At 65.0% G+C, this 23,879-nt stretch carries 19 protein-coding genes; 11 read left to right on the top strand and 8 right to left on the bottom strand.

The window, feature by feature from the left end; all coding sequences use genetic code 11:
- Positions 1 to 16: 16 nt before the first annotated feature.
- Complete coding sequence (gene chrA, locus BO1_RS04805; protein ID WP_028216589.1) at positions 17 to 1,246, top strand: chromate efflux transporter; 1,230 nt, start codon at positions 17 to 19, stop codon at positions 1,244 to 1,246.
- 240 nt (positions 1,247 to 1,486) lie between these two features.
- Positions 1,487 to 2,635, top strand: a complete 1,149-nt coding sequence (locus tag BO1_RS04800) for a branched-chain amino acid ABC transporter substrate-binding protein (protein WP_028216588.1) — start codon at positions 1,487 to 1,489, stop codon at positions 2,633 to 2,635.
- Between the two features lie 100 nt (positions 2,636 to 2,735).
- Here the strand turns inward: BO1_RS04800 and BO1_RS49675 are convergent, their stop codons facing one another.
- Positions 2,736 to 2,939, bottom strand: coding sequence for a hypothetical protein (locus BO1_RS49675; protein WP_043283814.1), 204 nt, complete (start codon positions 2,937 to 2,939; stop codon positions 2,736 to 2,738).
- A 488-nt stretch (positions 2,940 to 3,427) separates the two neighbouring features.
- Here BO1_RS49675 and BO1_RS49670 point away from each other — a divergent pair, with 488 nt between their 5' ends.
- The gene (locus BO1_RS49670; RefSeq protein WP_043283778.1) at positions 3,428 to 5,098 is read left to right on the top strand and encodes a phospholipase C; all 1,671 of its coding nucleotides are present in this window, start codon (positions 3,428 to 3,430) and stop codon (positions 5,096 to 5,098) included.
- Positions 5,099 to 5,233: 135 nt separating this feature from the next.
- Here BO1_RS49670 and BO1_RS04780 read toward each other — a convergent pair whose 3' ends face one another.
- Positions 5,234 to 5,692 carry a hypothetical protein gene (locus BO1_RS04780; protein ID WP_028216587.1) on the bottom strand — a complete coding sequence of 153 codons (459 nt, stop codon included), beginning with the start codon at positions 5,690 to 5,692 and terminating at the stop codon, positions 5,234 to 5,236.
- Between the two features lie 83 nt (positions 5,693 to 5,775).
- Positions 5,776 to 7,221 carry a DEAD/DEAH box helicase gene (locus tag BO1_RS04775; RefSeq protein WP_028216586.1) on the bottom strand — a complete coding sequence of 482 codons (1,446 nt, stop codon included), beginning with the start codon at positions 7,219 to 7,221 and terminating at the stop codon, positions 5,776 to 5,778.
- A 262-nt stretch (positions 7,222 to 7,483) separates the two neighbouring features.
- Here BO1_RS04775 and BO1_RS04770 point away from each other — a divergent pair, with 262 nt between their 5' ends.
- Together BO1_RS04770 and BO1_RS04765 are read left to right on the top strand one after the other, a co-directional pair.
- Positions 7,484 to 7,801, top strand: a complete 318-nt coding sequence (locus BO1_RS04770) for a DUF4148 domain-containing protein (protein ID WP_028216585.1) — start codon at positions 7,484 to 7,486, stop codon at positions 7,799 to 7,801.
- Between the two features lie 325 nt (positions 7,802 to 8,126).
- Positions 8,127 to 8,387, top strand: coding sequence for a hypothetical protein (locus BO1_RS04765; RefSeq protein ID WP_028216584.1), 261 nt, complete (start codon positions 8,127 to 8,129; stop codon positions 8,385 to 8,387).
- A 77-nt stretch (positions 8,388 to 8,464) separates the two neighbouring features.
- On the opposite strand, the gene shc is transcribed toward BO1_RS04765, so the two are convergent.
- Positions 8,465 to 10,540 (bottom strand): squalene--hopene cyclase, encoded by a 2,076-nt coding sequence (gene shc / locus BO1_RS04760; RefSeq protein ID WP_028216583.1) that lies wholly within the window; start codon positions 10,538 to 10,540, stop codon positions 8,465 to 8,467.
- Between the two features lie 52 nt (positions 10,541 to 10,592).
- Between shc and BO1_RS49665 the strand changes: the two genes are divergently transcribed.
- On the top strand, positions 10,593 to 11,354 hold the full coding sequence (locus BO1_RS49665; protein WP_028216582.1) for a TetR/AcrR family transcriptional regulator: 762 nt from the start codon (positions 10,593 to 10,595) through the stop codon (positions 11,352 to 11,354).
- A gap of 340 nt (positions 11,355 to 11,694) precedes the next feature.
- Here BO1_RS49665 and BO1_RS04750 read toward each other — a convergent pair whose 3' ends face one another.
- Positions 11,695 to 13,251, bottom strand: coding sequence for a long-chain-fatty-acid--CoA ligase (locus BO1_RS04750; protein ID WP_028216581.1), 1,557 nt, complete (start codon positions 13,249 to 13,251; stop codon positions 11,695 to 11,697).
- Positions 13,252 to 13,408: 157 nt separating this feature from the next.
- On the opposite strand from BO1_RS04750, the gene BO1_RS04745 reads away from it, so the two are divergent.
- On the top strand, positions 13,409 to 14,422 hold the full coding sequence (locus BO1_RS04745) for an AraC family transcriptional regulator (protein ID WP_028216580.1): 1,014 nt from the start codon (positions 13,409 to 13,411) through the stop codon (positions 14,420 to 14,422).
- Between the two features lie 43 nt (positions 14,423 to 14,465).
- Here the strand turns inward: BO1_RS04745 and BO1_RS04740 are convergent, their stop codons facing one another.
- Positions 14,466 to 15,077: a LysE family translocator gene (locus BO1_RS04740; protein WP_028216579.1), complete on the bottom strand. Its 612-nt coding sequence runs from the start codon at positions 15,075 to 15,077 to the stop codon at positions 14,466 to 14,468.
- Positions 15,078 to 15,344: 267 nt separating this feature from the next.
- Here BO1_RS04740 and BO1_RS04735 point away from each other — a divergent pair, with 267 nt between their 5' ends.
- From BO1_RS04735 to BO1_RS04720, 4 genes are read left to right on the top strand one after another with little or no spacing between them, the layout of a single operon-like run.
- The gene (locus tag BO1_RS04735) at positions 15,345 to 16,118 is read left to right on the top strand and encodes a DUF3348 domain-containing protein (RefSeq protein WP_028216578.1); all 774 of its coding nucleotides are present in this window, start codon (positions 15,345 to 15,347) and stop codon (positions 16,116 to 16,118) included.
- Positions 16,119 to 16,138: 20 nt separating this feature from the next.
- On the top strand, positions 16,139 to 19,144 hold the full coding sequence (locus BO1_RS04730; RefSeq protein WP_028216577.1) for a DUF802 domain-containing protein: 3,006 nt from the start codon (positions 16,139 to 16,141) through the stop codon (positions 19,142 to 19,144).
- Complete coding sequence (locus BO1_RS04725) at positions 19,141 to 19,806, top strand: OmpA family protein (RefSeq protein ID WP_028216576.1); 666 nt, start codon at positions 19,141 to 19,143, stop codon at positions 19,804 to 19,806. The genes BO1_RS04730 and BO1_RS04725 overlap by 4 nt, the downstream gene beginning before the upstream one ends.
- Positions 19,799 to 20,593: a DUF2894 domain-containing protein gene (locus BO1_RS04720; protein WP_407669899.1), complete on the top strand. Its 795-nt coding sequence runs from the start codon at positions 19,799 to 19,801 to the stop codon at positions 20,591 to 20,593. Before BO1_RS04725 ends, BO1_RS04720 begins: the two co-directional genes overlap by 8 nt.
- Before the next feature lie 88 nt (positions 20,594 to 20,681).
- Here the strand turns inward: BO1_RS04720 and BO1_RS56195 are convergent, their stop codons facing one another.
- On the bottom strand, positions 20,682 to 22,817 hold the full coding sequence (locus BO1_RS56195) for a putative bifunctional diguanylate cyclase/phosphodiesterase (RefSeq protein WP_407669902.1): 2,136 nt from the start codon (positions 22,815 to 22,817) through the stop codon (positions 20,682 to 20,684).
- Positions 22,818 to 23,439: 622 nt separating this feature from the next.
- Positions 23,440 to 23,820, bottom strand: a complete 381-nt coding sequence (locus tag BO1_RS58825) for a hypothetical protein (RefSeq protein ID WP_156992122.1) — start codon at positions 23,818 to 23,820, stop codon at positions 23,440 to 23,442.
- Between the last annotated feature and the right edge of the window lie 59 nt (positions 23,821 to 23,879).

Below are 23,879 nucleotides of genomic sequence, written 5' to 3'. Positions count from 1 at the left end.
ACCTTGCCCGTCTTCCATGCACACGGACATGTCATCGCCGCGCTCGTCCTCCACCGGCCGCACGCTTGAAGTGCTGCGGGTCTTTCTCAGGCTCGGGATGACGAGCTTTGGCGGCCCGATTGCGCATCTCGGCTACTTCCGCCGCGAGTTCGTCGAGCGCCGCCGCTGGCTCGACGACGAGGCCTTCACCGATCTGGTCGGGCTGTGCCAGTTCCTGCCGGGGCCCGCCAGCAGCCAGACGGGCTTTTCGATCGGCTTGCTGCGGGCCGGCTGGGCCGGCGGGCTCGCGGCCTGGTGTGGATTCACGCTGCCCTCGGTGTTCGCGATGCTGATCTTCGCGGCCATCGCACCGGATCTGGGCGGGCCGGCCGGCGCAGGCGTGGTGCATGGCCTGAAGCTCGTCGCGGTGGCCGTGGTGGCCCAGGCCGTCTGGGACATGGCGCGGCGTCTGTGCCCCGACCGTCGCCGCGCGGCCATCGCGCTCGCGTCCGTCGCCTTGCTCAGCCTGCTGACCACGGCATATGCACAACTCATCGCAATCGCCGCGGGCGCCCTGCTCGGCCTCGCGCTGTGCCGCACGAAAACCGCGGGCGACACGCGCGCCGTACCCGGGCATGCCGGTGAGTTTCCCGTGTCGCGCAAGGCGGGCATCGCCGCGTTGGTCGTCTTTTGCGTACTGCTGATCGGCCTTCCGCTGCCTGGCGCGGCCGCGCACGGCGTGCGCGTGTTCGAAGCGTTCTATCGGTCCGGCGCGCTCGTGTTCGGCGGCGGACACGTGGTGCTGCCCTTGCTCCAGCACGCGACAGTCGCAACCGGCTGGGTCGCGCCCAACGACTTCCTTGCCGGCTACGGCGCGGCACAGGCCGTGCCGGGGCCGCTCTTCACGTTTGCGGCTTTTCTCGGCTGGATGATGGCGACGCCCCCCAACCACTGGAGCGGCGCGCTGCTCGCGACCGTGGGGATCTTTCTGCCGGGCCTGCTGCTCGTGCTGGCCGCGCTGCCGTGGTGGCACGCGCTGCGCAGCCGGCCGGCCATGTCGGCGGCCCTTGCCGGCGTCAACGCCGCCGTCGTCGGCCTGCTGGCCTCTGCGCTCTACTCGCCGGTCTGGACGAGCGCGGTCCAGACGCAAGCCGATTTCGCCATCGCGTGCATCGGCTTCTTTCTGCTGGTGCGCTGGAAAGCGCCGCTACTCGTTGTGGTGGGTTTCTGCATCGCGGCCGGGGTCGCGCAAAGCCTGCTGCGCTAGACGTTTGCTATCAACCGCATGATCGAGCAAGGCCGAACCTGACCTCGCGCGCGGGCGGGCGTACTTGCCCTAATTGCTTCGATTCGGCCGACTATGCCGAAATGCGCATACGGAACGTCGCAAACGGTCAAGACGGATCGATATTGGCTTCATATAGTCGCTTCCTGCGATTGCCGCGGCGTTCCTCATTCGGAGCGGTTCGATCGATACCACGCCTACTTTGCCGACAAAGGAAACAACATGCGCTTTGCGAAGACTCTCACCCCTGTCGCAGTTGCAGTTGGAGCACTTCTCGCTGTTGCACCGCTCGCCTCCCACGCGGATACCGTTGTAAAAGTCGGTTTTGCCGCGCCGCTCACCGGCCCCAACGCCAATTACGGCAAGGATCTGGAGAACGGCGTCAAAATGGCCCTCGACGACGCCAAGGCGCAAGGCGTCAAGATCAACGGCCAGCCCGTCTCGTTCGAACTCGTGGCCGAAGACGATCAGGCCGACCCGCGCGTCGGCGTGCAAGTCGCGCAAAAGCTCGTGGATGAAGGCGTATCGATCGTCGTCGGCCACTTCAACTCGGGCACGACGATCCCCGCTTCCGAGCTCTACGAAAAGGCGAGCCTGCCCGACATCGATCCGGCCGCCACGAACCCGGTCATCAGCGGCCGCGGCTTCAAGAACATCTTCATGGTGATCTCGAGCGACGCGCAAAACGCGGGCACCGCGGGCGCCTACGCGGTCACGACCACGAAGGCCAAGCGCATCGCCGTCATCGACGACCGCACGGCATTCGGCCAGGGCGAAGCCGACGAGTTCGTGAAAGCGGTCAAGGCGCATGGAGGCGACATCGTCGATCGCGAGTACACGACGAACCAGGCGACGGACTTCAAGACCCAGCTCACGACCATCAAGAGCAAGAACCCCGATCTGATTTTCGTGGGCGCCCTCAACCCGCAGGCGGCCGGCATCATGAAGCAGATGAGCCAGCTCGGCATCAAGGCGCAGTACGTGGGCGGCGGCGGCGTGAAGGACGTCGACTTCATCAAGCTCGCGGGCGACGTGTCCGAAGGCGCGATGGCATGGGAGTACGGCCGTCCGCTCGACAGCACGCCGGTAGGCTCGAAGTTCGCCGAGCGCTTCAAGCAGAAGTTCGGCGACGACGTGCTCTCGTACGCGCCATTCGGCTATGACGCGGCATGGGCCGCCATCAAGGCAATGCAGGCCGCCAATTCGACGAAGCCCGACGACTACCGCGCGAAGCTGCAAGGCATCGCCTTTGACGGCATCACCGGCCATATCTCGTTCAACACGAATGGCTCGCTGAAGAACGGCTCGTCCACCGTCTATCAGGTGAAGAACGGCCAGTGGGTGACGGTGAAGACGGTAAGCGGACTCTGATCGCTCATGCAGGCCCGCCGCTTTCCGGCGGGCCGTGCAGCGTACTCGTCATCGTTGCCGACGCGGGGCAATTCCGTCGCTAGCGGAGCAACCTGCGCGATCACTGAGGTTGCGCGGGCAACAGACCATACCTGAACATGACCGCGCCAAGCCTGGCGCGATCGGCGCCGTCGCCGGCATTGGTGATTGCCGCGACGTCGGGGAAATACTGCGCCCCGATGCCGGGTGTCAGCACGACAAGCGCACGGGCCACCTCCTCGTGAGGATTGCTGAACTGATGGACCGATCCTTTGGGGGTGTGCATGCTGGTCGCGGATGCTCGGGTTGCAACATCCCGTGACGCTGCGGCGACACTCACCTGAGCTTCCAGAGCCCGAAGACGGCAATCAGCAAACCCAGCCCAAACACACCGCCAATCAACACGTACGTTTCCATTTCGTCTCCTGAATACTGTTGTGATGCTGTTTCTGCCGACCGCGTACAGGCGAAGCCAGGCGGGACGCGCATCAGCAGTCGCCGCATACTACCGCCTCCACCTTTCAGGGCCCATGCGTTGCGCGTGGCGTGCTGCGCACTCGACCGCCAGGAAGATTGCGCGGCATCTGATGACCGATCCATTCGGATGAAAATATTCCGTAAGGAATCTGACGCTCAGCATTCATGCGTCGATGCTCTAATCCCACTGCCGCGTGGCCCCCTCCAGTTGGCACAAGCACATGATGCGAATCTGATCATCGCGACGCCTCGGCTCCGCGGTTAATCCGGCAAAACGAATTTAACCAGGAGCCTGATATGCAATGGCGTCACGTAGCACTTGGATCGCTCACCGCCGCAGCATTCGCATCGACAGTTGCATGGAGTGCTGGCGACGACCAGGACAAGAATCATCCCGACGAAGTTCACACGGCCACGCCGATCAAGCATCTGGTCGTGATCTACGGCGAGAACGTCTCGTTCGATCATTACTTCGCCACCTATCCGCACGCGACCAACCCGTCAGGCGAGCCGGCATTCAACGCGCAGCCGGGCACGCCCGAGGTGAACGGCCTTTCGGGCACGCTGCTCACCAGCAACCCGAACTTGAATCCGGCCAACGGCGCGGGCGCGTCCAATCCCTTCCGTCTGGACCGCACGCAGGCCGCCACGGCCGACCAGAACCACGCGTACACGCCCGAGCAGGAGGCGTACGACGACGGCAAGGCCGACCTTTTCCCGAAGTACACGGGTAAGGGCACGAGCGGCGGGGCCGGCGCCTTCGGCACGACGGGCCAGGTGATGGGCTATTACGACGGCAACACGGTCACCGCGCTGTGGAACTATGCACAGCGCTTCGCGATGAGCGATAACGCCTATACCGCGACCTACGGGCCGTCGACGCCGGGTGCGCTCGAAGTGGTCTCCGGGCAAACCAACGGCATGACGGTTGTGCTGCCGTCGCCGCCGCCTTCGACGCCCGCCTCGTACTACGTGAACGACGGTCAGGGCGGGTTCACGTTGATCAACGACGTCGACCCGGGCAGCGACCTCTGCTCGAGCAAGACCAACACCTCAATGATGAGCGGCAAGAATATCGGCGACCTGCTGAACGCGCGCAACATTACGTGGGGCGGCTTCATGGGCGGCTTCAATCTCGCCACGAAGAACAGCAATGGCACGACCGGGTGCCTGCGCAGCACGGTGTCGCCGGTCGTCGGTGCAGCCACGGCCGACTATATTCCGCACCACAACTGGTTTCAGTACTACGCGTCGACGTCGAATCCGAACCATTTGCGCCCGAGCTCGATCGAGGCGATCGGGCACACGATGGAGCGGCATAGCCACACCCCCGACCCGGCCAATCACGAATACGATACCGACGACTTCTTCGACGCAGTGAGCGCAGGCAATTTCCCGGCGGTGAGCTTCCTGAAGGCCCCGGCCTACCAGGATGGTCACGCGGGCTATTCGGACCCGCTCGACGAGCAGGCTTTCGTCACGAAGGTCGTGAACTTCCTGCAGGAGCAGAAGGACTGGAACGACACCGCCGTTGTCGTGGCATGGGATGACTCCGACGGCTGGTACGACCACGCTTACGCGCAGCCGACCAGTGCTTCGTTCGACCCGGTTGCCGACCAGCTCAATGGTCCCGGAACCTGCGGCACCGGCTCGGCGCCCAATGGCCTGAACGGCAAGCCTGTGAATGGCCGCTGCGGTCCGGGCACGCGCATTCCGTTTGTCGTGATCTCGCCGTGGGCGAAGGAGAACTACGTCGACCACACGCTGATCGACCAGGCATCGGTGGTGCGCTTCATCGAAGACAACTGGCTTGATGGGAAGCGTCTGGGTGGCGGTTCGTTCGACGCGACGGCGGGCAGCATCATGGGCATGTTCGATTTCAACCGCCGCGGCGAAGGCCGCTATGAACACAAGCTGTTCCTCGACCCGCAGACGGGCCTGGTGCTCGACAAGGCCCCGAAGAGCTGACGCCCGCGCGCGACAGACCCTTGCGGCATGACTGACGTGCGCCCGCCCTGTTGCTGCTGCAGCAGGGCGGGCGCACGGCTTTATTCAAACGCGCGCGGGGTGGCGCAGGGAGTGGATCGGCGCGTCCCGGGTGCCTCAGTGCAGCGGTTCGATCTTGAAATCATCGACCGCCAGGCCAAGGTCCACGCCTTCGCCGGTGCCGCTCAACGTCATCGACGTCGTTCCCTTGGTCAGCACCTGGGCAGTACCGCCGTTCCCCGCCCCGGCCGAAGCGCCGGCCTGCGCATAGCTGCCGTACACCTCCTTGATGCTGTAGACATGGGTGATATCGCCGTGGCCGCTGACGCGGAATTTGCCGGCTGTCAGGCCGCCGCCGTGCACGCTGATCTTGACGGCGGCTTTTTGCCCGTTGCTGCAAGTGACGTTGCCGCGCCCTTCGGCATGCTGATAAATCGCCGACCATCCCGACATGCTGAAGGTCAGGCGGCATTTCACCGGCGCGCCGCCTGCCTGAGCCGGGGTGGCGCTCAAGGCCGCCAGGGCGCCCACGCACAGCAACGTGGCGGCGGTCGATACAAGAGTAGGCTTGCTCATGGGGACTCCACGCACATGAAGGGGGGCGTCCAGTGTAACTGCCATTCGCAGTTTGTCGGGTGAGCGACGCTCAAATCCACGGATCAGGGTTGGCGTTTGCCGCGGCCACCTGCGGGTCTGCCAGCCGGCTTGCGTGAACCCGCAACTGGCTTGCTGGCGGGTTTGCTGCGTGGCTTTTGCACGCTGAATGGGCTGCCGCTGATCAAGCTTGTGTCTTTACCCGTGGCCACAGCGTGCTGCGCCGTAGGCTTGCCTTTGTTTTCGCCACTTTGCGGGTGTGGCTTTTTGCTGGGCACCTGCACGGCGCCCGGTGCGGCTTGCGGCACTTTGGGCTTCTTGGGCTTTTTCGGCTTCTTGATGATCTGGCCCGTTGCGCTGGTTTCCGGCACGCGGTGTTCGGCTTCGAAACCCGGCTCCTCTTCACGGGGCAGCGTTTGCCGGATCAGCGCTTCAATCGCGGCCAGTTGCGGCGCTTCATCGGCACACACGAGGGATACCGCCACGCCACTGGCGCCCGCGCGGCCGGTACGGCCAATACGATGCACATAGTCTTGCGCCACGATCGGCAGATCGACGTTGATCACGAGCGGCAAGTCGTCGATATCGAGCCCGCGCGCAGCCACATCGGTGGCGACCAGCATCTGGACTTCGCCCGTCTTGAAGCGCTCCAGCGCGCGCAGACGCGCGGGTTGCGGTTTGTCGCCGTGGATGGTGTCGACCGCATAGCCCGCGTCATCCAGCATGGCCGCCAGGTAATCCACGCCGCTGCGGGTTTTGACGAACACCAGCGCGTGCTCCCACTTGTTCTCAGCCACAAGGTGCATGAAGAGCTCGGGCTTGTTCCGCTTATCCACCGTCACCACCCACTGCTTGATCTTGCTGGCCGTGGCATTGGGCGGGCTGACGCTGATATTGACCGGGCCGCGCAGAATGCTCGCCGCCATGGCGCGGATATCATCGGTAAACGTGGCGGAGAACAGCAAGGTCTGGCGCTGAGCGGGCAACGCGGCAAAAACGGCGTTGAGTTCGCGCGCAAAGCCCAGATCCAGCATGCGGTCCGCTTCGTCCAGCACCAGCGTCTGGACTTGATCGAACTGCACTGCGTTCTGGCGATTGAGATCCAGCAATCGGCCCGGCGTGGCGACGAGCACGTCCACGCCTTTGCGCAACTTCATCATCTGCGGGTTGATGCTCACACCGCCGTAGGCAGCCAGGAAGCGCAAGTCGAGGCCTTTGCCGTAAGCGACAAAGCTTTGCAGCACCTGTTCAGCCAGTTCGCGCGTGGGCACCAGCACCAGAACGCGCGCGCGGTTGCTGGACACCGCCGGCCCGTGTTGCACCAGCCGTTGCAACAGCGGCAGCGCGAAGCCCGCCGTTTTGCCCGTGCCGGTCTGCGCCCCAGCCATGACGTCCTTGCCGCCGAGCACAGCAGGAATCGCCTTGGCCTGCACCGGCGTAGGTGTCTGGTAATTGAGCTCCTGCACATTACGCAGCAAGGGATCGATCAGGCCAAGCGAGGCAAAAGACATGGGGCATATTCCTGGCTAAAACCGCAATTCTAGCGGTTGCCGCGCTGATTGCACCGCGCAGATCATGGGTGCTGGCGCGACACGACCCGTGGGCTTCTGCCGATCGAATCGCCAGTCCGATAATAGGGTAATCCCCGAGCCTCTTTTAGGACGCTTGCCGTATTCATGCGCATTGGGTCGGCGAATACAGTCATCAATGCCGGCGTGCCGCGTTGGTCATTTCAATGCACCACGTGCGTGCAACGCGCAAAAGGAGGTCATCGTGAAATCGGCAATCCTCGCAGTCACCGCCGCATCCGCCCTCGCCGTATCGCTCGCGGCATTCGCCCAGTCGGACACGCAGGCGCCTATCACACGCGCCCAGGTGCGCGCCGAACTCCAGCAACTCGAGCAGGCTGGCTACACCCCCTCGAGGGGCGAGGACGTCAACTACCCGCAAGACGTTCAGGCAGCAGAAGCGCGCGTGGCGGCCCACAACGGCTCAACCGGGTACGGCGGCGCAGTGAGCGGGTCATCGGCATCGGGTTCGCCTGCGACCGCATCCCCCTCTTCCCCCGAGAGTCAGATATACGATTACTGACCACCCCGCCAAAACGTGAAAGACGGGGTCCATCCGGTTGTGAGCGGCCCCGTCGCTGCGGTGATGATGCACTAGTCAGCGGTGCTCTCTGGCCCCGCGAGATGTCCCGTTAGCTGCGCGATAGCCTGGTCGACAACGCTTCCCCAATCCCCACTCGCACATGCAGGAGATGTAGCCTGCGACCCAATCGATGTTGAGCAAACGTGCATACGCCGACAACAATGAGTTGCTCTGCTTGCGCTCAATTCTGAGCCGTTGCCGTCCTACACTGTATCCAGTCGATCCGCAAAAGCATGCGCGCGGAACACTCCCTGGAGACAAGGTTATGAAACTCGCTCAGCTCATCGTTGCTGCATCTATTTTGGTCCCGGCTGTGTCTTCGTTTGCCCAATCGACGCCGGTGGCGGTTAATGAAGACGTAAGGTCGCAACTCGTTCAGGAAGAGACGACGTACCGATCTTTGGATTCCAGCGACAAGCAGCAGGCTTCAATCAACAACGCCAATCGGAATGGCGTGCGGAGCCGGCAGACAGCACAAATCGACTTGGGTCGTTACTCGCTATCCGTCGTCCGTCCTTCGTTTTGATGTTGCCGATGATTATCACGGATACCGCAAAAAAAACGCCACCCCGAAAGGTGGCGTTTTTCGCACGCGCATGACGCTCAAGCCAGCATAACCGCCTCGTCCGCCTTCACCGCGCTCACCCGCGCCCCATCCGCAGCGAGCCTGCGATAACGCGCCAAGGCCCAAAGCGGGAAATACGCCGTATACCCGTGATACTTCAGATAGTAGATACGCGGAAAACCCGGCGCATTATGCGAGCGATGCCACCAGAAGCCCTCGCCGTCCTGCACCGAAAGCAGATACGCAATCCCGCGCCGCACTGATTCCGACTCATGGTCGCCGAACGCCATCTGCGCGAGCAGCGCCCACGCCGTGAAGTTCGACGTGCTCTCGCCGCCGTTCGTGCCCGCGAGGCGCGGGTCGATGTAGCTGTCGTTGGTCTCGCCCCAGCCGCCGTCCGCGTGCTGGCGCGACCTGAGCCAGGCGAGCGCACGCGCGATATACGGCTGCGACGGGTCCTCGCCCGCCAGCGCGAGGCCCGCCAGCACGCTCCACGTACCGTAGATGTAGTTCGTGCCCCAGCGGCCCCACCAGCTTCCATCGGCCTGCTGTGTGGCCTTGATGTAGTCGATCGTGCGCGCAAGCGCGGCCTTGTCTTCCTCGCGGCCCGTCACGCCGAAGCACAGCAGCACACGGCCCGACACGTCCTCGGTGGGCGGATCGAGCAGCGCGCCGTGGTCCGCGAACGGAATCGCATTCAGATAGAGGCGATCGCAATCGGCATCGAACGCCGCGAAGCCGCCGTTGCGCGACTGCAGCCCGCGCATCCAGTCGAGCGCAAGCGTCACGCGCGCGGCATACGGGTCCGCGCCCGTGGCGCGCTTGATCGAGCGGCCCCGGCGATGCAGCATCGCGGCCACGACCGCGCTGTCGTCGATATCGGGGTAATAGGGGTTCGCATACTGGAACGCCCAGCCGCCCGGCGGCACATCGGGGCTCACGTTCTCGATCCAGTCGCCCTTGAGGTCGTCCACCTGGCGCGTCGCGAGCCAGTCGTAGGCGCGCGCGATCTTCTGCTGCAATTCCGCGTTGGGCGTCGACGCGACGCCCGGCGTAGCGACGCCCGACGTATCGACGCCCGACTGATCGGGCACCGCAACGGCCTGTTCGAGCGCCATCGTGCTCCACGCGGTGTCCCATACCGGCGACAGGCACGGCTGGCAGTACATGCTGCCGTCGGGGCGCTCGACGAGGAGCTTCTCCAGCGCATTCTCGCAATCGCGCCGCAGCGGATGGTTCTCGTGATAGCCGAGCACTTCCATCATCTGGTAGCTGTAGACGATGGGCGGGAAGATGCCGCCCATGCCGTCCTCGCCGTTCATGCGCTCCGCGCACCAGGCTTCCGCGTACTTCATCGCACGCGCGCGCAAGGCTTGCGGAATCAGCGGCTCGAGATGGCGAACCGTGCGGTCCAGCGCAAGAAAAAGCTTGCGCACGCCCTTGCCGCGCGGGAAATACTCGCGCTCCTCCTCCGCTGGCGTGACGAACAATTCGGCGATCGACACGTGGTGCGGATTGCGCGCCTGCGCCTTCAGCGAACAGAGCGCGAGCAGCGGCACCATGGTCGTGCGCGCCCAGTAGGCGACCTTGTACATCGAGATCGGCACCCACTTGGGGAACAGCACGAATTCGACGGGCATGAAGGGGGTCGCGCGCCACGGCACCTGGCCGAAGGTGGCCAGCAGGATGCGCGTGAAGACATTGGACTTCGCCGCCCCGCCGAGCTTCAGGATGGCTTCGCGCGCGCGCACCATATGCGGCGCGCTTTGCGCGTCGCCCGCCGCCTTGAGCGCGAAATAAGCCTTCACGCTCGCCGAGACGTCGGGTGCGCCGTCCACGTAGAGATCCCACGCGCCATGCGTTTCGAGGCGCTGGATCGCACGCAGATAGCGCGCCATTTTCTCCTGACGCACCGTGTCGATCTTGCCCATGAAATGCATCATGAGAATGTATTCGGCGGTGATCGTCGCGTCCGATTCGAGCTCGAAGCACCAGCTCCCGTCGGGCTGTTGCCGGCGCGCGAGCGCATCGCGCCCCCGGACGATGGCGGCGTCGAGCAGCGCCGCCTGTTGCACGTTGGTTGGCAGGTCGGATTTCTTCATGGCGCGAATAATACCATCCAGACGGAATGTTTTGCCTTGACGCCCGCAGTGGTAAGATCAAGCCATGAAGAAATCCCCCGTCAAAGCCTCAGCTGGCGCCGCAGGACATGCCCCAGGGGGCGCTGCGAATCCGGCGCGGCAGCCTGCATCCCACGTCGCGCAGGCGCCCGAAGAGGCCCAGCGGCCGGCCGCACGCAGCGCCACGCCCGCTCCGCATCCGGAGGCAAAATCTGCTGGGGCTCCCGGCACCCCCACTTCGGGCTCGCGCCGCAAGAAAGCGCCGGTGCAAGTGCGCGCCCAGCTGCTGCAAGCCGCCTCCGATATCGCCACCGACCACAGCGTGCAGGCGGTGACGCTCGACGCCGTCGCCGAACGCGCCGGCGTGACCAAGGGGGCGCTCCAGTATCACTTCGCCAACAAGCAAGGACTCCTTGACGCCCTCTTCGAGCAGACGCTCGAGCACTTCGAATCGCAGATCGAAGCGCGGATCGCGGCGGATCGCGAGGACCCGCACGGCGCCAATGCGCGCGCGTATCTGCACGCGACCATCGACGAAACGAACCCCGCCGCGAGCACCAACGTGCTGCGCGTGCTGGTGGCCGCGATGATGACCGACCCGGAGATACGCGAGCGTTATTCGGCGCCCATGCGCAAATGGACGCGCCCCGACCCGTTGCCGCTAGAACAGGCGGCACGGCTCATGATCTGCCGGCTCGCGGCCGACGGCCTGTGGATCTCGGATCTGCTCGGGTATCAGGACATGTCGGACGAAATGCGCGATGAGGTCGTGCGGCAGATCGAGCGGATGACGCATTTCAACAGATAAGATCCCGCTAAAGACCAACGTCTCACCTTTGACCTGACGTGCTGTTCAATCTGCACGCGGTGTTCGGTTGACTCCGACTGACGATTGCCCAACACGGCTAGCACGGCAAGAAGCCCCGCAATTCACGCGCCATAGCGGCCCGGATCACGCTGGAGCCGACCGTCTGAGCCAGTGACTCGGCTGAACCGACGCGATCCCGCTCTCGACGGTGCTTGCCGCACCGGCTGAAGCGTGGCCTGCAGCGCTTGCGACAACAGCTTTTATCTGTGCGCCACGTTCGAGCGCGTCCCAGGCCGGCAGCTTGAAGTGCGCGCGCAGCCGCGCGGCAAACTGGCAAATCTCACGCAATGCCGTGCTTCACGTCTTTCCAGTAGGGTTCGCGCAGCCTGGTCTTCAGCACCTTGCCTGCGCCCGAGATGGGCAGGTCATCGACGAAGGCCACGCTGACCGGGCATTTGTAACCCGCAATCAGCGTTTTGCAGTGTGCGATGAGTTCAGCGGCCGAGAGCGTCTGACCCGGCGCGAGCACCACCGCGGCGTGCACCGCTTCTCCCCATTGCGCATGCGGAATCGCGATCACCGCGCAGGCGGCCACTGCCCGGTGCTTCGAAATTGCATTCTCGACTTCGGCCGAATAGACGTTTTCTCCGCCGCTGACGATCATGTCTTTCACGCGGTCGGCGATGAAAAGATAGCCATCCTCATCAAGATATCCGCCGTCGCCGGTGTAGTACCAGCCATTGCGAATCGCTTCAGCCGTCTGCTCCGGTTTGTTCCAGTAGCCCTGCATCAGGGTATCGCCGCGCACGACGATCTCGCCTACGGTGCCACGGGGAACCTCCCGGCCATGCGCGTCCACGATCTTGAGTTCCACGCAGTTGCTCGTACGTCCCGCCGCGGTCAACTTCGCGGCAAGCGGCAGCATCCCGGGCCGGTAGTCAGGCGGGTTCACGGTCAGCGGCCCGATCTCGGTCATGCCATAGAGCTGCACGAGCCCGACGCCGGGCAAGACCTTCTGCGCGCGATCCAGTACGGGCTCCGAAATAGGCGAAGCGCCGTAAGCAATCGTCTTCAGGCTGCGCAGGTCATAGCCGCCGTGGATTGCCGGGTGATCGACTACCATCTGGATCATGGTCGGCACCAGCAGCGTGTTGGTTACGCGATGCGCTTCAATGGCCTTGAGCACGGCTTGCGGCTGAAAGCCGGGGATGATCGCATGCGTGTTGCCGACGATCCAGTGAGGCAGCGCTGCGCCGAAATCTGCCACATGGAACATCGGCGCGGCGTGCAGGTACGTGTCTCCGGTTTCGGCCAGCCCCATCGACAGCAGCGACAAGGCAGCGATTCCGCCACCGATATGGCTGCACATGACCCCCTTGGGAAACCCCGTCGTGCCGCCCGTGTAGAAAATGCCCATCAGGTCTTCGCCGCGCCGTGCCGCGTCGTCCACGGGTGCGGTTTCACGCACCAGCGTTTCGTAGTCGAGCATGCCGGCAGGCGCCTCGCCTTCTCCACAGTAAACGACCTGGCGCAGGCATGCCGCATCGCGCAGCAGTTGTCCCGCGGCGGCAACAAAAGCGTCGTCGACCAGCAGGATGGCGGTGCCCGAGTCTTCGAGGGCGTAGACCAGTTCAGGCACCGACCAGCGGGTATTGCACGGATTGAGCACGCCGCCGCCCCAGGGTACCGCCATTTGATATTCGAGGTAACGGTCCGAGTTCAGGGCCAGCATGGCCACCCGGTCTCCGTCTCCCATGCCAATGCGCTGGAGCGCCCCGGCAAGGCGCGCTACACGGTCCGCGAACTCACGAAAGGTGCGCTGGCGCGAACCAAAGCACACCGCGACCTTCTCGGGATGCTGCTGCAGCGCGCGATGCAGGTATTGGGTCAAGTACACGTCCGTCTCCACTCATGGGTTTTGTCTTTTAGCCGATGTTAGGCCAAAGGAGACACGCGCCACGAGAGCGAAACAGGTCAGATTCTTTGCGCAATACCGCATTTCATCACGACGGTCCGGATCGACAGGCCGGGCCGGATCGGCTCTAATATCCGCCATGCCGACCACGCCCCACACCCTGCCCATACTGCTTGCCCATCGAACGCTGGCGGGCGCGCGCGCACGTGGCGCCATGTCGGACGAAGCGATTTCCTTGCTGGTCAACGCAGCAGGAATCCCGCCGGTGCTGCTGGCGGAAAGCGGTGCGAGAATCACCGCCACGCAATATGCGGCGCTATACGCGCGGCTCATCGAGCAACTCGGTGATGAATGCATTGGCTTTCTTTCCCGCCCGCTGCAACGCGGCAGCTTTGCGTTGATCAGCCGCTCCATGCTGGGCGCGCCCTCGCTCGAGGTGGCACTACGGCGTGGGTCGCATACGTTCCGGCTGCTGCAGCATGATCTCGACATGCACTGCGTCAGGGACGGCGAACTAGCCGGATTTGCGCTCGAAGCCAGGCATTCGGAGACTGGCAGCGAGACCTTTCTGCTCGAGATGCTGGCAAGGGTGTTCTGGCAGATGCTGGCCTGGCTGAACCGGGGCCGGCTGCCGATCCGGCGTATCGACTTCAGCTTCGCGCAGCCTGCCTATGCCGCGTCGTATTCCGCAATATTCCCTGCGCCCCTGCAGTTCAATCAGCCCGTTACCGCGGTCTGGTTCGACGCCGCGGCCCTTCAGGCACCCGTGCGTCGTACCGAGGAAGAACTGCGGGCCGCTCTGCGACACGCTCCGGGCAACGTCATCCTGCCCCGGCCCGGGGAACACGCGTGCAGTGATCGCGTGAAGATCATTCTGAGGCAAAGCGAACCGGACTGGCTCGACCTGGATGCGGTTGCCAAATGCATCCACGTTTCTACGAGCACCTTGCAGCGGCGTCTTGCGCTGGAAGGGACGTCATTCCAGTCGTTGAAAGACGAATTGCGGCGCGATCTCGCCATCGAGCGATTGGCCACCAGCAAAGTGCCGGTCGCCCAATTGGCTGTCGAACTGGGTTTTGCGGATGCCACGGCATTTAACCGGGCGTTCAAGCTATGGACCGGAAGTACGCCAGGTTCGTATCGACGCCGTTAAAGCGAATGGTCAGTGATCCTGACGATGCACCGCCCCGACCTCGCTACCTCGCCGCAATCGTCACGGCCGCCCCGGCCATGGCGACTGCGCTGCTGCGGTTCGCGGCACGCACCATGCGGCGGCTCGTGAGCAGGCGCCGCGCGCGCGTGGCAAACAGTGCCCAGGCGAGATCGATGGCGATCAGCACCGCGAACATCGTGAGCACGAGCTCCGACCAGGCGAGCACGCCCACGCGCGAGAGATCGACCATCGTCGGCAGCAAGGCCATATAGAAGATCATGATCTTCGGATTGCCCAATGTAACGGCGATCCCGGCGATAAACATGCGCACCGGCGAGCGCTTGCCCGGCAGACTCTCCGCCTGCAACTCGGCGGGCGCAAACCACATCTTCCACGCGAGAAACATCAGATACGCGACGCCCAGAAACTTGAGCACGAGAAACCCGAGCGCAAAGGTATGCGCGAGCGCCGCGAGCCCCGCAACGGCGCAGGTCAGCCAGACCGCCTCGCCAATCCACATGGCGGCGAGAAAGGGCAGCACGTCGCGAAAGCCGCTGGTCAGCACGCGGGCCACCAACGCCGCGACGCTCGGCCCCGGCATGCCGGCCACCACCAAAAGTGCCAGCGCGAATGCGCTCAGACTGGAAAACGCCATGGGGATCTCCTGTTGCGCGGGCGGCGGCGCCCGCGCGGGAGACACAGTTTAACGCGCGGTTGATTGCGCCTGACGATTACCCAACACGGCGAGCACGGCAAGAAGCCCCGCAACCCTTGCGCCATAGCTGTCCGGGTCGCCCTGAATCGCCCGCCCAGCCGCCCACTCACCAGCACGCCCGGCCCTGATAAACCCTCGCCCCAGACGCAAAACCGCAAGCCACCCCGCGCCGCCGTGTAAACTGCTGGCTTTTTTGCCTCTTGTGGTATGGTCCATCCCCCGCAACGCACGTCCCTGAGCGGTCCGGCCCTCGTTCGCTTGCTGGCGCGTCTCGGCGAGACCGAGGTGCAAGCCTCGCCGCAGCCGCTCGCGGACCGGCTGAGCCAGTGGCTCGGCTGGACCGACGCGATCGCGCTCTCGACGGTGCTTGCCGCTCCGGCGCCAACGCCCGCCACGGCGGGCGGCGCGCGCGCGAACGGCGACGACGAGGCACAGCGGTGCCTGAGCCTGCGCTCCACGCTATCGAAGGCGATTGCGCTGGACGGCGTGCTCGCGCCCGCGAAAGCGCGCCGCCCAGGCGGCGGCTACGGTCACGCGCGCGCGTCGCAGCAGCCAGCGCCCCTGCCGGAAGCGCCCGATACGGACGCCGACTACGCGGTCTTTCGTCAGTGCTACATCGCGCTGCAGCAGAAGATGGAGACCGATATCGGCGACGTGCGCGGCCGCCTGCGCAGCCGGCTCGCGGCGGTGTCGCCCGCCATGGCGAAGCTCGCGACGCTCGACGCGGCCATGGAGCGCTCGCTGGCCGCACGCGAGCGCAGTCTGCTCGGCACGGTCCCCGGCCTGCTGGGCGCGCATTTCGAGCGTCTGCGCAAAGCGGCCCGTGAAGCAGCGGCCCGCGAAGCACAGGCTGCTGCAGATAGCACGTCCGGCGCCTGGCTCGACGTGTTCCGCAAAGATGTCCAGAGCGTTTTGCTCGCCGAACTGGATGTTCGGTTTCAACCGGTCGAAGGGCTGCTCGCAGCGCTTCGTGCCCGCTAGCGCCTGCTAACCCAAACGCTATGTCCAGACTTCGTATCGATCTCGTTGTTTTCCTCGCCGGTCTTGCAGCAGTGTGCTGGATCGCCGCCGGCTATGCCGGCTCGAATCCGCTCGCATTGGCCGTGACCATGCTGATCGGCGCCTGCTATGTGGCCGGCGCATTCGAGCTGTATCGCTACACCCAGGCCACCGCCACGCTCACGCGCGCCGTGGCCGCGACGCCCAAGCCCGCCGCTTCGCTCGGCGCGTGGCTCGACCACTTGCACCCGAGCCTGCGCAGCGCCGTGCGCGTGCGCATCGAAGGCGAGCGCGTCGCGCTGCCCGGCCCGTCGCTCACGCCCTATCTGGTCGGGCTGCTCGTGTTGCTCGGCATGCTGGGCACGCTGCTCGGCATGGTGACGACGCTGCGCGGCACCGGCGTGGCGCTCGACGGCGCCACCGATCTCGAGGGCATCCGCGCCGCGCTCGCCGGTCCGATCCGCGGGCTCGGCTTCGCGTTCGGCACCTCGATCGCGGGCGTGGCCAGCTCGGCGATGCTGGGCCTGCTTTCGGCGCTGTGCCGCCGCGAGCGTATCGAGGCCGCCCAGCGCCTCGACGCGCAGATCGGCACCACGCTGCGCCCGTTCTCGCATGCGCATCAGCGCGAGACGAGCTTCGCGCTGATGCAGCGCCAGGCCGACGCGATGCCCAAGCTGGTCGAGCGCCTCGAGGCGATGATGACGGCCATCGAGCGCCAGGGCGCCGCGCTCGGCGAGCGCCAGCTCGCGAGCCAGCAGGCCTTCCTCGGCAACGCCGAGGCGGCTTATGCGCGCCTCGCGTCGTCGGTGGGCGAATCGCTCAAGGCGAGCGCCGCCGAAAGCGCGCGCGCCGCCGGCGCGGCCTTCGCGCCGGTCGTGGAAGCGACGATGGCGGGCCTCGCGCGTGAAAGCGCGGCCTTGCACGGCACGCTCACGCAGGCCGTGGAGCGCCAGCTCGACGGCCTAGCCTCGGGTTTCGAAGCCAACACCGCGCGCGTGGCCGGGATATGGAACGAGGCCCTCGCGGACCAGCGCCGCTCGGGCGAGGCGCTCGCGCGCGACCTGCAAGGCGCGCTGGAGCGTTTCACCGCGACCTTCGAGGCACGCTCGGCCACGCTGGTTCAGGACGTCGACGCGCGTCTCGCGGCCTCGGCTTCCGGTGTTTCGCAGGCTTGGCAGGAAGCGCTCGCGCGCCAGGAGCGCGCCGGCGAAAAGCTCGCGGGCGACAACCAGCAGGCGCTCTCCTCGGCCGCCGCGACCTTCGAGCAGCATTCGGCGGCGCTGCTGCGCGCCGTGAGCGAGGCGCAGGCGAATCTGCAGGCGCAGCTCGTCGCGCGCGACGAGGCGCGTCTCGCGACGTGGGGCGAAACGCTCGGCGCGATGGGCAACACGCTGCGTGACGAATGGCGCACGACCAGCGCGCAGGCGGCCGAGCATCAGCAGACGGTTTGCGCGACGCTCGCGCAAACCGCCGAAACGATCGCCGCCCAGACCGAAACGCACGCGAACGGCATGCTCGCCGAGATCTCGCGCGCAGCCGTGGCGGCAACGGCTGCGTGGCAGACGGCAAGCACCGAGGCGGCCGAGCGTCAGCAGGCCGTGTGCGAAACGCTGGCCAAAACCGCGAGCGATATCGCCGCGCACGCCGGCACGCACACGAACAGCACGATCGCCGAGATCACGCGTGTGGCCGAAGCCTCATCGGCGGCATGGCAAGCGGCGAGCACCCAGGCTGCGGAACGCCAGCAGATCATTTGCGATGCGCTGGCGAAGACGGCGAACGATATTTCCGCGCAGACCGAGGCGCACGCAAGCGGCACCATCGCTGAAATCGCGCGCGCGGCAGAAGCCAATGCAGCGGCATGGCAAGTGGCAAGCAAGCAGGCTGCCGAACGTCAGCAGACGATTTGCGATGCGCTGACGAAGACCGCAAGCGACATCTCTGCGCAGACCGAAGCCCACGCCAGCGGCACCATCGCCGAAATCGCGCGCGCGGCAGAAGCCCATGCAGCGGCATGGCAAGCGGCAAGCACGCAGGCTGCCGAACGCCAGCAGACGATTTGCGATGCGCTGACGAAGACCGCAAGCGACATCTCTGCGCAGACCGCAGCGCATGCAAGCGGCACGATTGCGGAAATCGCGCGCGCGGCAGAAGCCAATGCAACGGCGTGGCAAGCGGCAAGCGCACAAGCTGCCGAACGTCAGCAGTTCATTTGCGATGCGCTCGCGAAAACCGCAAACGACATCGCCACGCAAACCGAAGCGCATGCAAGCGGCACCATCGCCGAAATCGCACGTGCCGCCGAAGCCAACGCAAGCGCCTGGCAAGCGGCAAGCACCCACGCGGCCGAACGCCACCAGGCAACCTGCGACGCGCTCGCGAAGACCGCAAACGACATCGCCGCGCAAACGGAAGCCCACGCCAACGGCACCATCGCCGAAATCGCGCGCCTCGTCGATGCCGCATCGGAAGCGCCGCGCGTGGCCGCGGAAGTGGTCGCCGAGCTGCGCCAGAAGCTCTCCGAGAGCATGGTCCAGGACACCGCGATGCTCGAGGAACGCAGTCGCCTGCTCTCCACCGTCACCACGCTGCTCGACGCCGTGAACCACGCGAGCACCGAACAGCGCACCGCCATCGATGCGCTCGTGCAGACCTCGGCGGGCCTCATGGAGCGCGTGGGGGCGCGCTTCGGCCAGCAGGTCGAAGCCGGCGCGCACACGCTCGAAGGCGCGGCGGCCCAGGTCACGGGCAGCGCCGTCGAAATGGCGAGCTTGGGCGATGCGTTCGGCACGGCCGTCCAGCACTTCGGCGAGTCGAACGACAAGCTCCTGACGCAGCTGCAGCGCATCGAAACCGCGCTCGACAAGTCGCTCGCGCGCAGCGACGACCAGCTCGCCTACTACGTCGCCCAGGCCAAGGAAGTGATCGACCTGAGCCTGCTTTCGCAGAAGCAGATCGTCGAGAACCTGCAGCGCTTCAGCGCTCGAGCAGGAGCTGAAGCCGCATGAACGACGAAATCGACGGCGGCGTAGAGCCCACCGCGCCGGTCTGGGCCGCGTTCGGCGACCTGATGGCGGCGCTGCTGGGCGCGTTCGTGCTGATCCTCGTCGGCGTGATCGGCATGCAGCTCGAAGCGTCCACGCGCCTCGCCAATGAGGTCAAGCAGCGGCAAATCGAAACGCAGCGCCGCAAGACACTCGAGCAGGCGCTGGCCGGGCCGCTCGCGGCCGGGCGCGTGACGCTCGTGAACGGGCGCATCGGCATCAGCGGCAATGTGCTGTTCGCGCTGAACTCCGACCAGCTCCAGCCGCAGGGGCGCGAGCTGCTCAAGAGCCTCGCGGGGCCGCTGACCGCGTATCTGCGCGACCGCGACCAGATCCTGATGGTGAGCGGTTTCGCCGACGACCAGCAGGTCCACGCAGGCAACCGCCGCTTCGCCGACAACTGGGAGCTTTCCGCCGAGCGTGCGCTCACCGTGACGCGCGCGTTCATCGATGCGGGTGTGCCGGCGCAGTCGGTGTTCGCGGCCGCGTTCGGCTCGGAGCAGCCCGTGAGCTCGAACGCCGACGAGACCGGCCGCGCGAAGAATCGCCGCGTGGAAATCGCGGCGGTGCCGCGGCCCGCGAGCAGCGCGCGTGCGCAAACCGGGGCGCAAGACGGCCATGAGTGACGGCGCAAGCAACGCGGCCGCGCAAGTGGCCAGCATCGATGAGGCGGATGCCGCGCAAAGCGGCGTAGCCTGCGAGGCCGCGAATGCAAGCGCGGATCAGAGTGAGAACGACAGCGGGAGCGAGACCCGCAGCGACAGCGAGCCCATCAGCGTGACCATGAGCGAGAGCGAGCACGAAGCCACCCGCGCCCGCGCCACGCTCGACGCCTGGCGCGCGCAAGGCGCCGACCGGCTCGATCCCGTGCGCTTCGCGCTGATCGACGCACTGGACCGGCGCGCGAGCGCGCATGCCGGAGCGGCGCGACGTGTGCTCGACGCGCGCATCGACACGTTGCTCGCCGACTACGCCGCCGGAATCGAGCACGCGACATCGAATCCGCAAACGCACACCGAAAGCGCATCACAGCAAAGCACAAGCACGCACGGCAGCCTCGCCGCGCACATCGGCAACGCGGCCCATCTCGCACGCAGCGGACCGCCTGAGGAACTCCTCGATTATTTCCGCGAAGTCTGGTCCAGGCTCAGCGCCGACCAGCAGGTGCAGCAATCGCTCGACCAGGTGCCGAAGAATGCGGGGCCGCTCAATTCGAGCAGCCTCGTGCACCGCGCGCTCCTGCTCATGCGCGAACTCTCGCCGGGGTATCTGCGCCAGTTCCTCGCGTATGCCGACGCGTTGTCGTGGCTCGAAGACCTGAACGCCGTCACTGCGCCGGCGCCAAAGGAAACGCCGCGCACGGGCGCGGCGAAGGAAGGCGCGAAGAAGGCAACGCGCAAGCGCTCGCGCTGAAAGGGTGGACCGGCTCACGCCGTATTTCCGGCGTCCTGGCCAGGACGCGTTGACGCCTCTGCGAATCCCACGAGTACGTGTAGCGCGCTTACGCGAGGGTGGTGCCGAGCTGGAGGGCTCGAGCCTGAGCTTGAGCGTGCGCATCGCCAGACGATGGGCACAGCCGATGCGCACGCACCCAGCGTGCGAAGTCGCGAGATGCGAGCGGCCGCGAGAACAGAAACCCTTGATACAGATGGCAGCCGTGCCTGTCCAGAAAGTCACGCTGGGCAGGCGTTTCCACGCCCTCGGCGGTCACGGTCAGTTTCAGGATCTTGCCGATGTGGATCAGCGATTGCGCCAGCGATTCCGCCATTTCGTCTTTGCCGATGCCCTGCACGAAGCTCTTGTCGATCTTGAGTTCCTTGACGGCGAACCGGTGGAGGTAGCTCAGGGACGAGTAGCCCGTGCCGAAATCGTCGATCGACAGTGCTATGCCAAGGCAATGGATGGCATCGAGCGACTTGCGAATGTCGTCGACCGATTCATCGAACAGGACCCGCTCGGTCATTTCGAGCGTCAGATCTGCAGCAACCAGACCGTGCGACTGAAGCGTCTCGGTGATGAAGCCTGGGTAATCTGGACGCTTGAAGTCGGCCGCGCAGACGTTCACCGACATGTTGGGTACGTCAAGGCCCTCGGCTCGCCACTCGGCAAGTTGCCTGCAGGCCTCGCCCATCACCCAGGCATCCATCTCCGCGATCAGACCGCTTTCCTCCGCGATGGCGATGAAGCGATCGGGCGCAATGCTGTTTTGCCCGTCGTCGTCCCAGCGCACGAGCGCTTCGACACCCCGAAGCACGCCTGTGGCGTCGACCTTGGGCTGGTAGGCGACACTCAGGGCGTTGCTTCGCAACGCACGCTGCAGCGCGATTTCCAGCTCGAGCTGTTCCTTCGCCTGACGCTCGAGCGCCGGAGCATAGAACCGCACCTGGTTGCGCCCCGCACTCTTGGCCTGGTACATCGCCAGATCGGCGTTGCGCAGCAGAATGTCGGTTTCTTCTCCGTCGTGCGGGGAGAGCGCGATGCCGATGCTGGCGCTGATCGTGATGCGGGTATCTTGCTTCGAGTTGATGAGGATGGGCTGGTACACGGCCTGCAGAATGCGCCCGGCGACATGGGTGGCTTTGAGCACGTCGCAATCTTGCAGAATGGCGAGAAACTCGTCTCCGCCAAGGCGGCCGATCACGTCCCCCGTCTGGATCTGATTCTGGAGGCGTCGTGCGATTTCGCTCAGGACCTCATCTCCGGCGGCATGGCCCTGGGTGTCGTTCACGCGTTTGAAACGATCCAGATCGATGAACAGTACCGCGAGCGTCGACGCATTGCGGTTGGCGTTCGTCAGAATCCGGAGGGCTTCTTTTTGAAGCTGTGCCCGGTTGGGCAGGCCCGTTAGCGAATCGAACCACGCAAGTCGCTTCAAACGGCGCTCCATGGCCAGTCTCTTGCGCAACTGTCTGCTGAACATCAGTGACAACAGAATGAGAAGCCCATCGAGAATGACGCTGACGATACCCAATGCCATCGCTCGCTTGCGCCATCCTGCGAAGATGTCGTCTGTCGCAAAACCCACGACGACGACGAGCGGATAGCTGCCGATCCGCCGAAAACTATACAGGCGCTCGATATGGTCGAGTACGGCGATATCGACGAAGGTTCCGTGAGCGGATTGCACGAGCGGCGGGAACGAGTGGCCGCCCGCGAGAGACTTGCCGATGTCGCCCGCGTGAAACGGCAGCCGCATGAGGACCGTTCCGTCCGTGTGCAGCAAGGTAATCGTGTCGTGACGGCCGAGGATCGAGTCTTCGAAAAGTTGCCGGAAATAGTCGAGCCGCAGCGTGCCGGCGACGATGCCCGTGAACTGGCCGTTCCGGTCCTCGAGCCGGCGGCTTAGCGCGATCTGCGGCAGCCTGGGGCCAGCGGTGTACGGCAGAAAGGGCGCGCTTATGTAGAGGCCGGCGTTCTTCTGCTGCCGCTGAATCCGGAAGTAATCGCGGTCGCTTACACTGAGCTTGCGTGGCTGAGTCGAACGCGAGTCGAGCACAAGCTTGCCTGTTGCGTCCGTCGCAAACAGCGCACCCAGTTCCTTCGCATTGGTGGCCGTACTGAACGCGACAAGCTGCCGGACTTCCGGGGGAAGCCCTGCGATTGCGGGAGTCTCGACACTTCGCGCGGCGTCGCACATCGCGAGCTGGTAGATGTCGAGATTGCGCTCGATCTCCTTTTGCAGCGAAATCGCGAGGTTCTGGGCGGCATCGCGTGCCTGCGCCATCGCGTCGAGCCTCATTTCGTAAAGCGAGGCGACCGTGACTCCTGTGGTTGCGAGCGTGATTCCGATTCCCGCGTAGATGAACAGCGCCGGCCTGGCAAAAAGTGAGCTTGCAAATCGAATCATGGTCTTCGGGAATGCCACGGAAAGCCGGGTGTAAGCGACAGAGCCAACTAGCGCTTCTTGGGCGATGCCTGAGTCGATATATCGACCGCGACACGCCAATCTTTACCCCGATCTCGAGCAATTGCGTTGGACGGCGCGGCGGCCCCTTATATTTCGAAAGAGGGTGCAATGCCACTTGGACGCGGTACAGAGAGCCGCTGGAATCGCCCCCCGTCACGCCACAGAGAATTTAGAAAGCATATCGAAATAATGACGCTTTGACTCAAGGCGTCGGCAGCTCGTGTCGAATTCGGCGTTCGCTACGCGAGACAGCATGCCGAGGGCGCCCGCAACGCGGGGTTTTTCGAACATTAATTCGCCGGCCACGGGTCGCTTCTAGAAGGCGAATAAAGCCATCCCGTGCGACGCCTGCCTATATGAAATGACGCATGCTCGAGCCAAGCGACGTGCTCGCAAAACTCCCCGCGCCATAGTGCAGTTCTCCTGCAACGGCATCGTGAACGGATGAATGCCATGCTGCGTCGCTGCCGGGGCCTGTGGCTGCATCAGGCGTCCGGGCGCCCTCTCCCGGACCGCGCGTTCTGCCCAACCGGACGCTGGCTTGCGCCGTTTCCCTGGGTGGCTGGTCGACGATCTCGGCCGGCGGGTCTTCCACACTCAATCGAACGCGTTCGCCCAGCCCGCTTTCCGGCGTCGCGGCCGAAGCGCCGGTGCCGACAGTGACGACCAGAAGAAGCGCTCGCAGGAACCGCAACACGGACCGGCGCGGGGAATCGACTTTTTCGGACTTCATACCATCCCATTCAATCAGTCGTCGGCATCGTGCGACCGGGCTATTGTACTTGTGCCGCA

Origin of the sequence: Paraburkholderia oxyphila NBRC 105797 (assembly GCF_000685075.1) — a bacterium.
Lineage (GTDB): Bacteria > Pseudomonadota > Gammaproteobacteria > Burkholderiales > Burkholderiaceae > Paraburkholderia > Paraburkholderia oxyphila.
The sequence above is the reverse complement of the archived record's forward strand: the minus strand, read 5'-3'. Positions and strand labels throughout refer to the sequence as shown.

What these genes read in the sequence shown, in the direction of transcription:
- chrA (WP_028216589.1), top strand. Translation starts at nt 17, where the DNA reads ATGCACACGGACATGTCATCGCCGCGCTCGTCCTCCACCGGCCGCACG.
- BO1_RS04800 (WP_028216588.1), top strand. Translation starts at nt 1,487, where the DNA reads ATGCGCTTTGCGAAGACTCTCACCCCTGTCGCAGTTGCAGTTGGAGCA.
- BO1_RS49675 (WP_043283814.1), bottom strand. Translation starts at nt 2,939, where the DNA reads ATGCACACCCCCAAAGGATCGGTCCATCAGTTCAGCAATCCTCACGAG.
- BO1_RS49670 (WP_043283778.1), top strand. Translation starts at nt 3,428, where the DNA reads ATGCAATGGCGTCACGTAGCACTTGGATCGCTCACCGCCGCAGCATTC.
- BO1_RS04780 (WP_028216587.1), bottom strand. Translation starts at nt 5,692, where the DNA reads ATGAGCAAGCCTACTCTTGTATCGACCGCCGCCACGTTGCTGTGCGTG.
- BO1_RS04775 (WP_028216586.1), bottom strand. Translation starts at nt 7,221, where the DNA reads ATGTCTTTTGCCTCGCTTGGCCTGATCGATCCCTTGCTGCGTAATGTG.
- BO1_RS04765 (WP_028216584.1), top strand. Translation starts at nt 8,127, where the DNA reads ATGAAACTCGCTCAGCTCATCGTTGCTGCATCTATTTTGGTCCCGGCT.
- BO1_RS49665 (WP_028216582.1), top strand. Translation starts at nt 10,593, where the DNA reads ATGAAGAAATCCCCCGTCAAAGCCTCAGCTGGCGCCGCAGGACATGCC.
- BO1_RS04745 (WP_028216580.1), top strand. Translation starts at nt 13,409, where the DNA reads ATGCCGACCACGCCCCACACCCTGCCCATACTGCTTGCCCATCGAACG.
- BO1_RS04740 (WP_028216579.1), bottom strand. Translation starts at nt 15,077, where the DNA reads ATGGCGTTTTCCAGTCTGAGCGCATTCGCGCTGGCACTTTTGGTGGTG.
- BO1_RS04735 (WP_028216578.1), top strand. Translation starts at nt 15,345, where the DNA reads ATGGTCCATCCCCCGCAACGCACGTCCCTGAGCGGTCCGGCCCTCGTT.
- BO1_RS04730 (WP_028216577.1), top strand. Translation starts at nt 16,139, where the DNA reads ATGTCCAGACTTCGTATCGATCTCGTTGTTTTCCTCGCCGGTCTTGCA.
- BO1_RS04725 (WP_028216576.1), top strand. Translation starts at nt 19,141, where the DNA reads ATGAACGACGAAATCGACGGCGGCGTAGAGCCCACCGCGCCGGTCTGG.
- BO1_RS04720 (WP_407669899.1), top strand. Translation starts at nt 19,799, where the DNA reads ATGAGTGACGGCGCAAGCAACGCGGCCGCGCAAGTGGCCAGCATCGAT.
- BO1_RS56195 (WP_407669902.1), bottom strand. Translation starts at nt 22,817, where the DNA reads ATGTGCGACGCCGCGCGAAGTGTCGAGACTCCCGCAATCGCAGGGCTT.
- BO1_RS58825 (WP_156992122.1), bottom strand. Translation starts at nt 23,820, where the DNA reads ATGAAGTCCGAAAAAGTCGATTCCCCGCGCCGGTCCGTGTTGCGGTTC.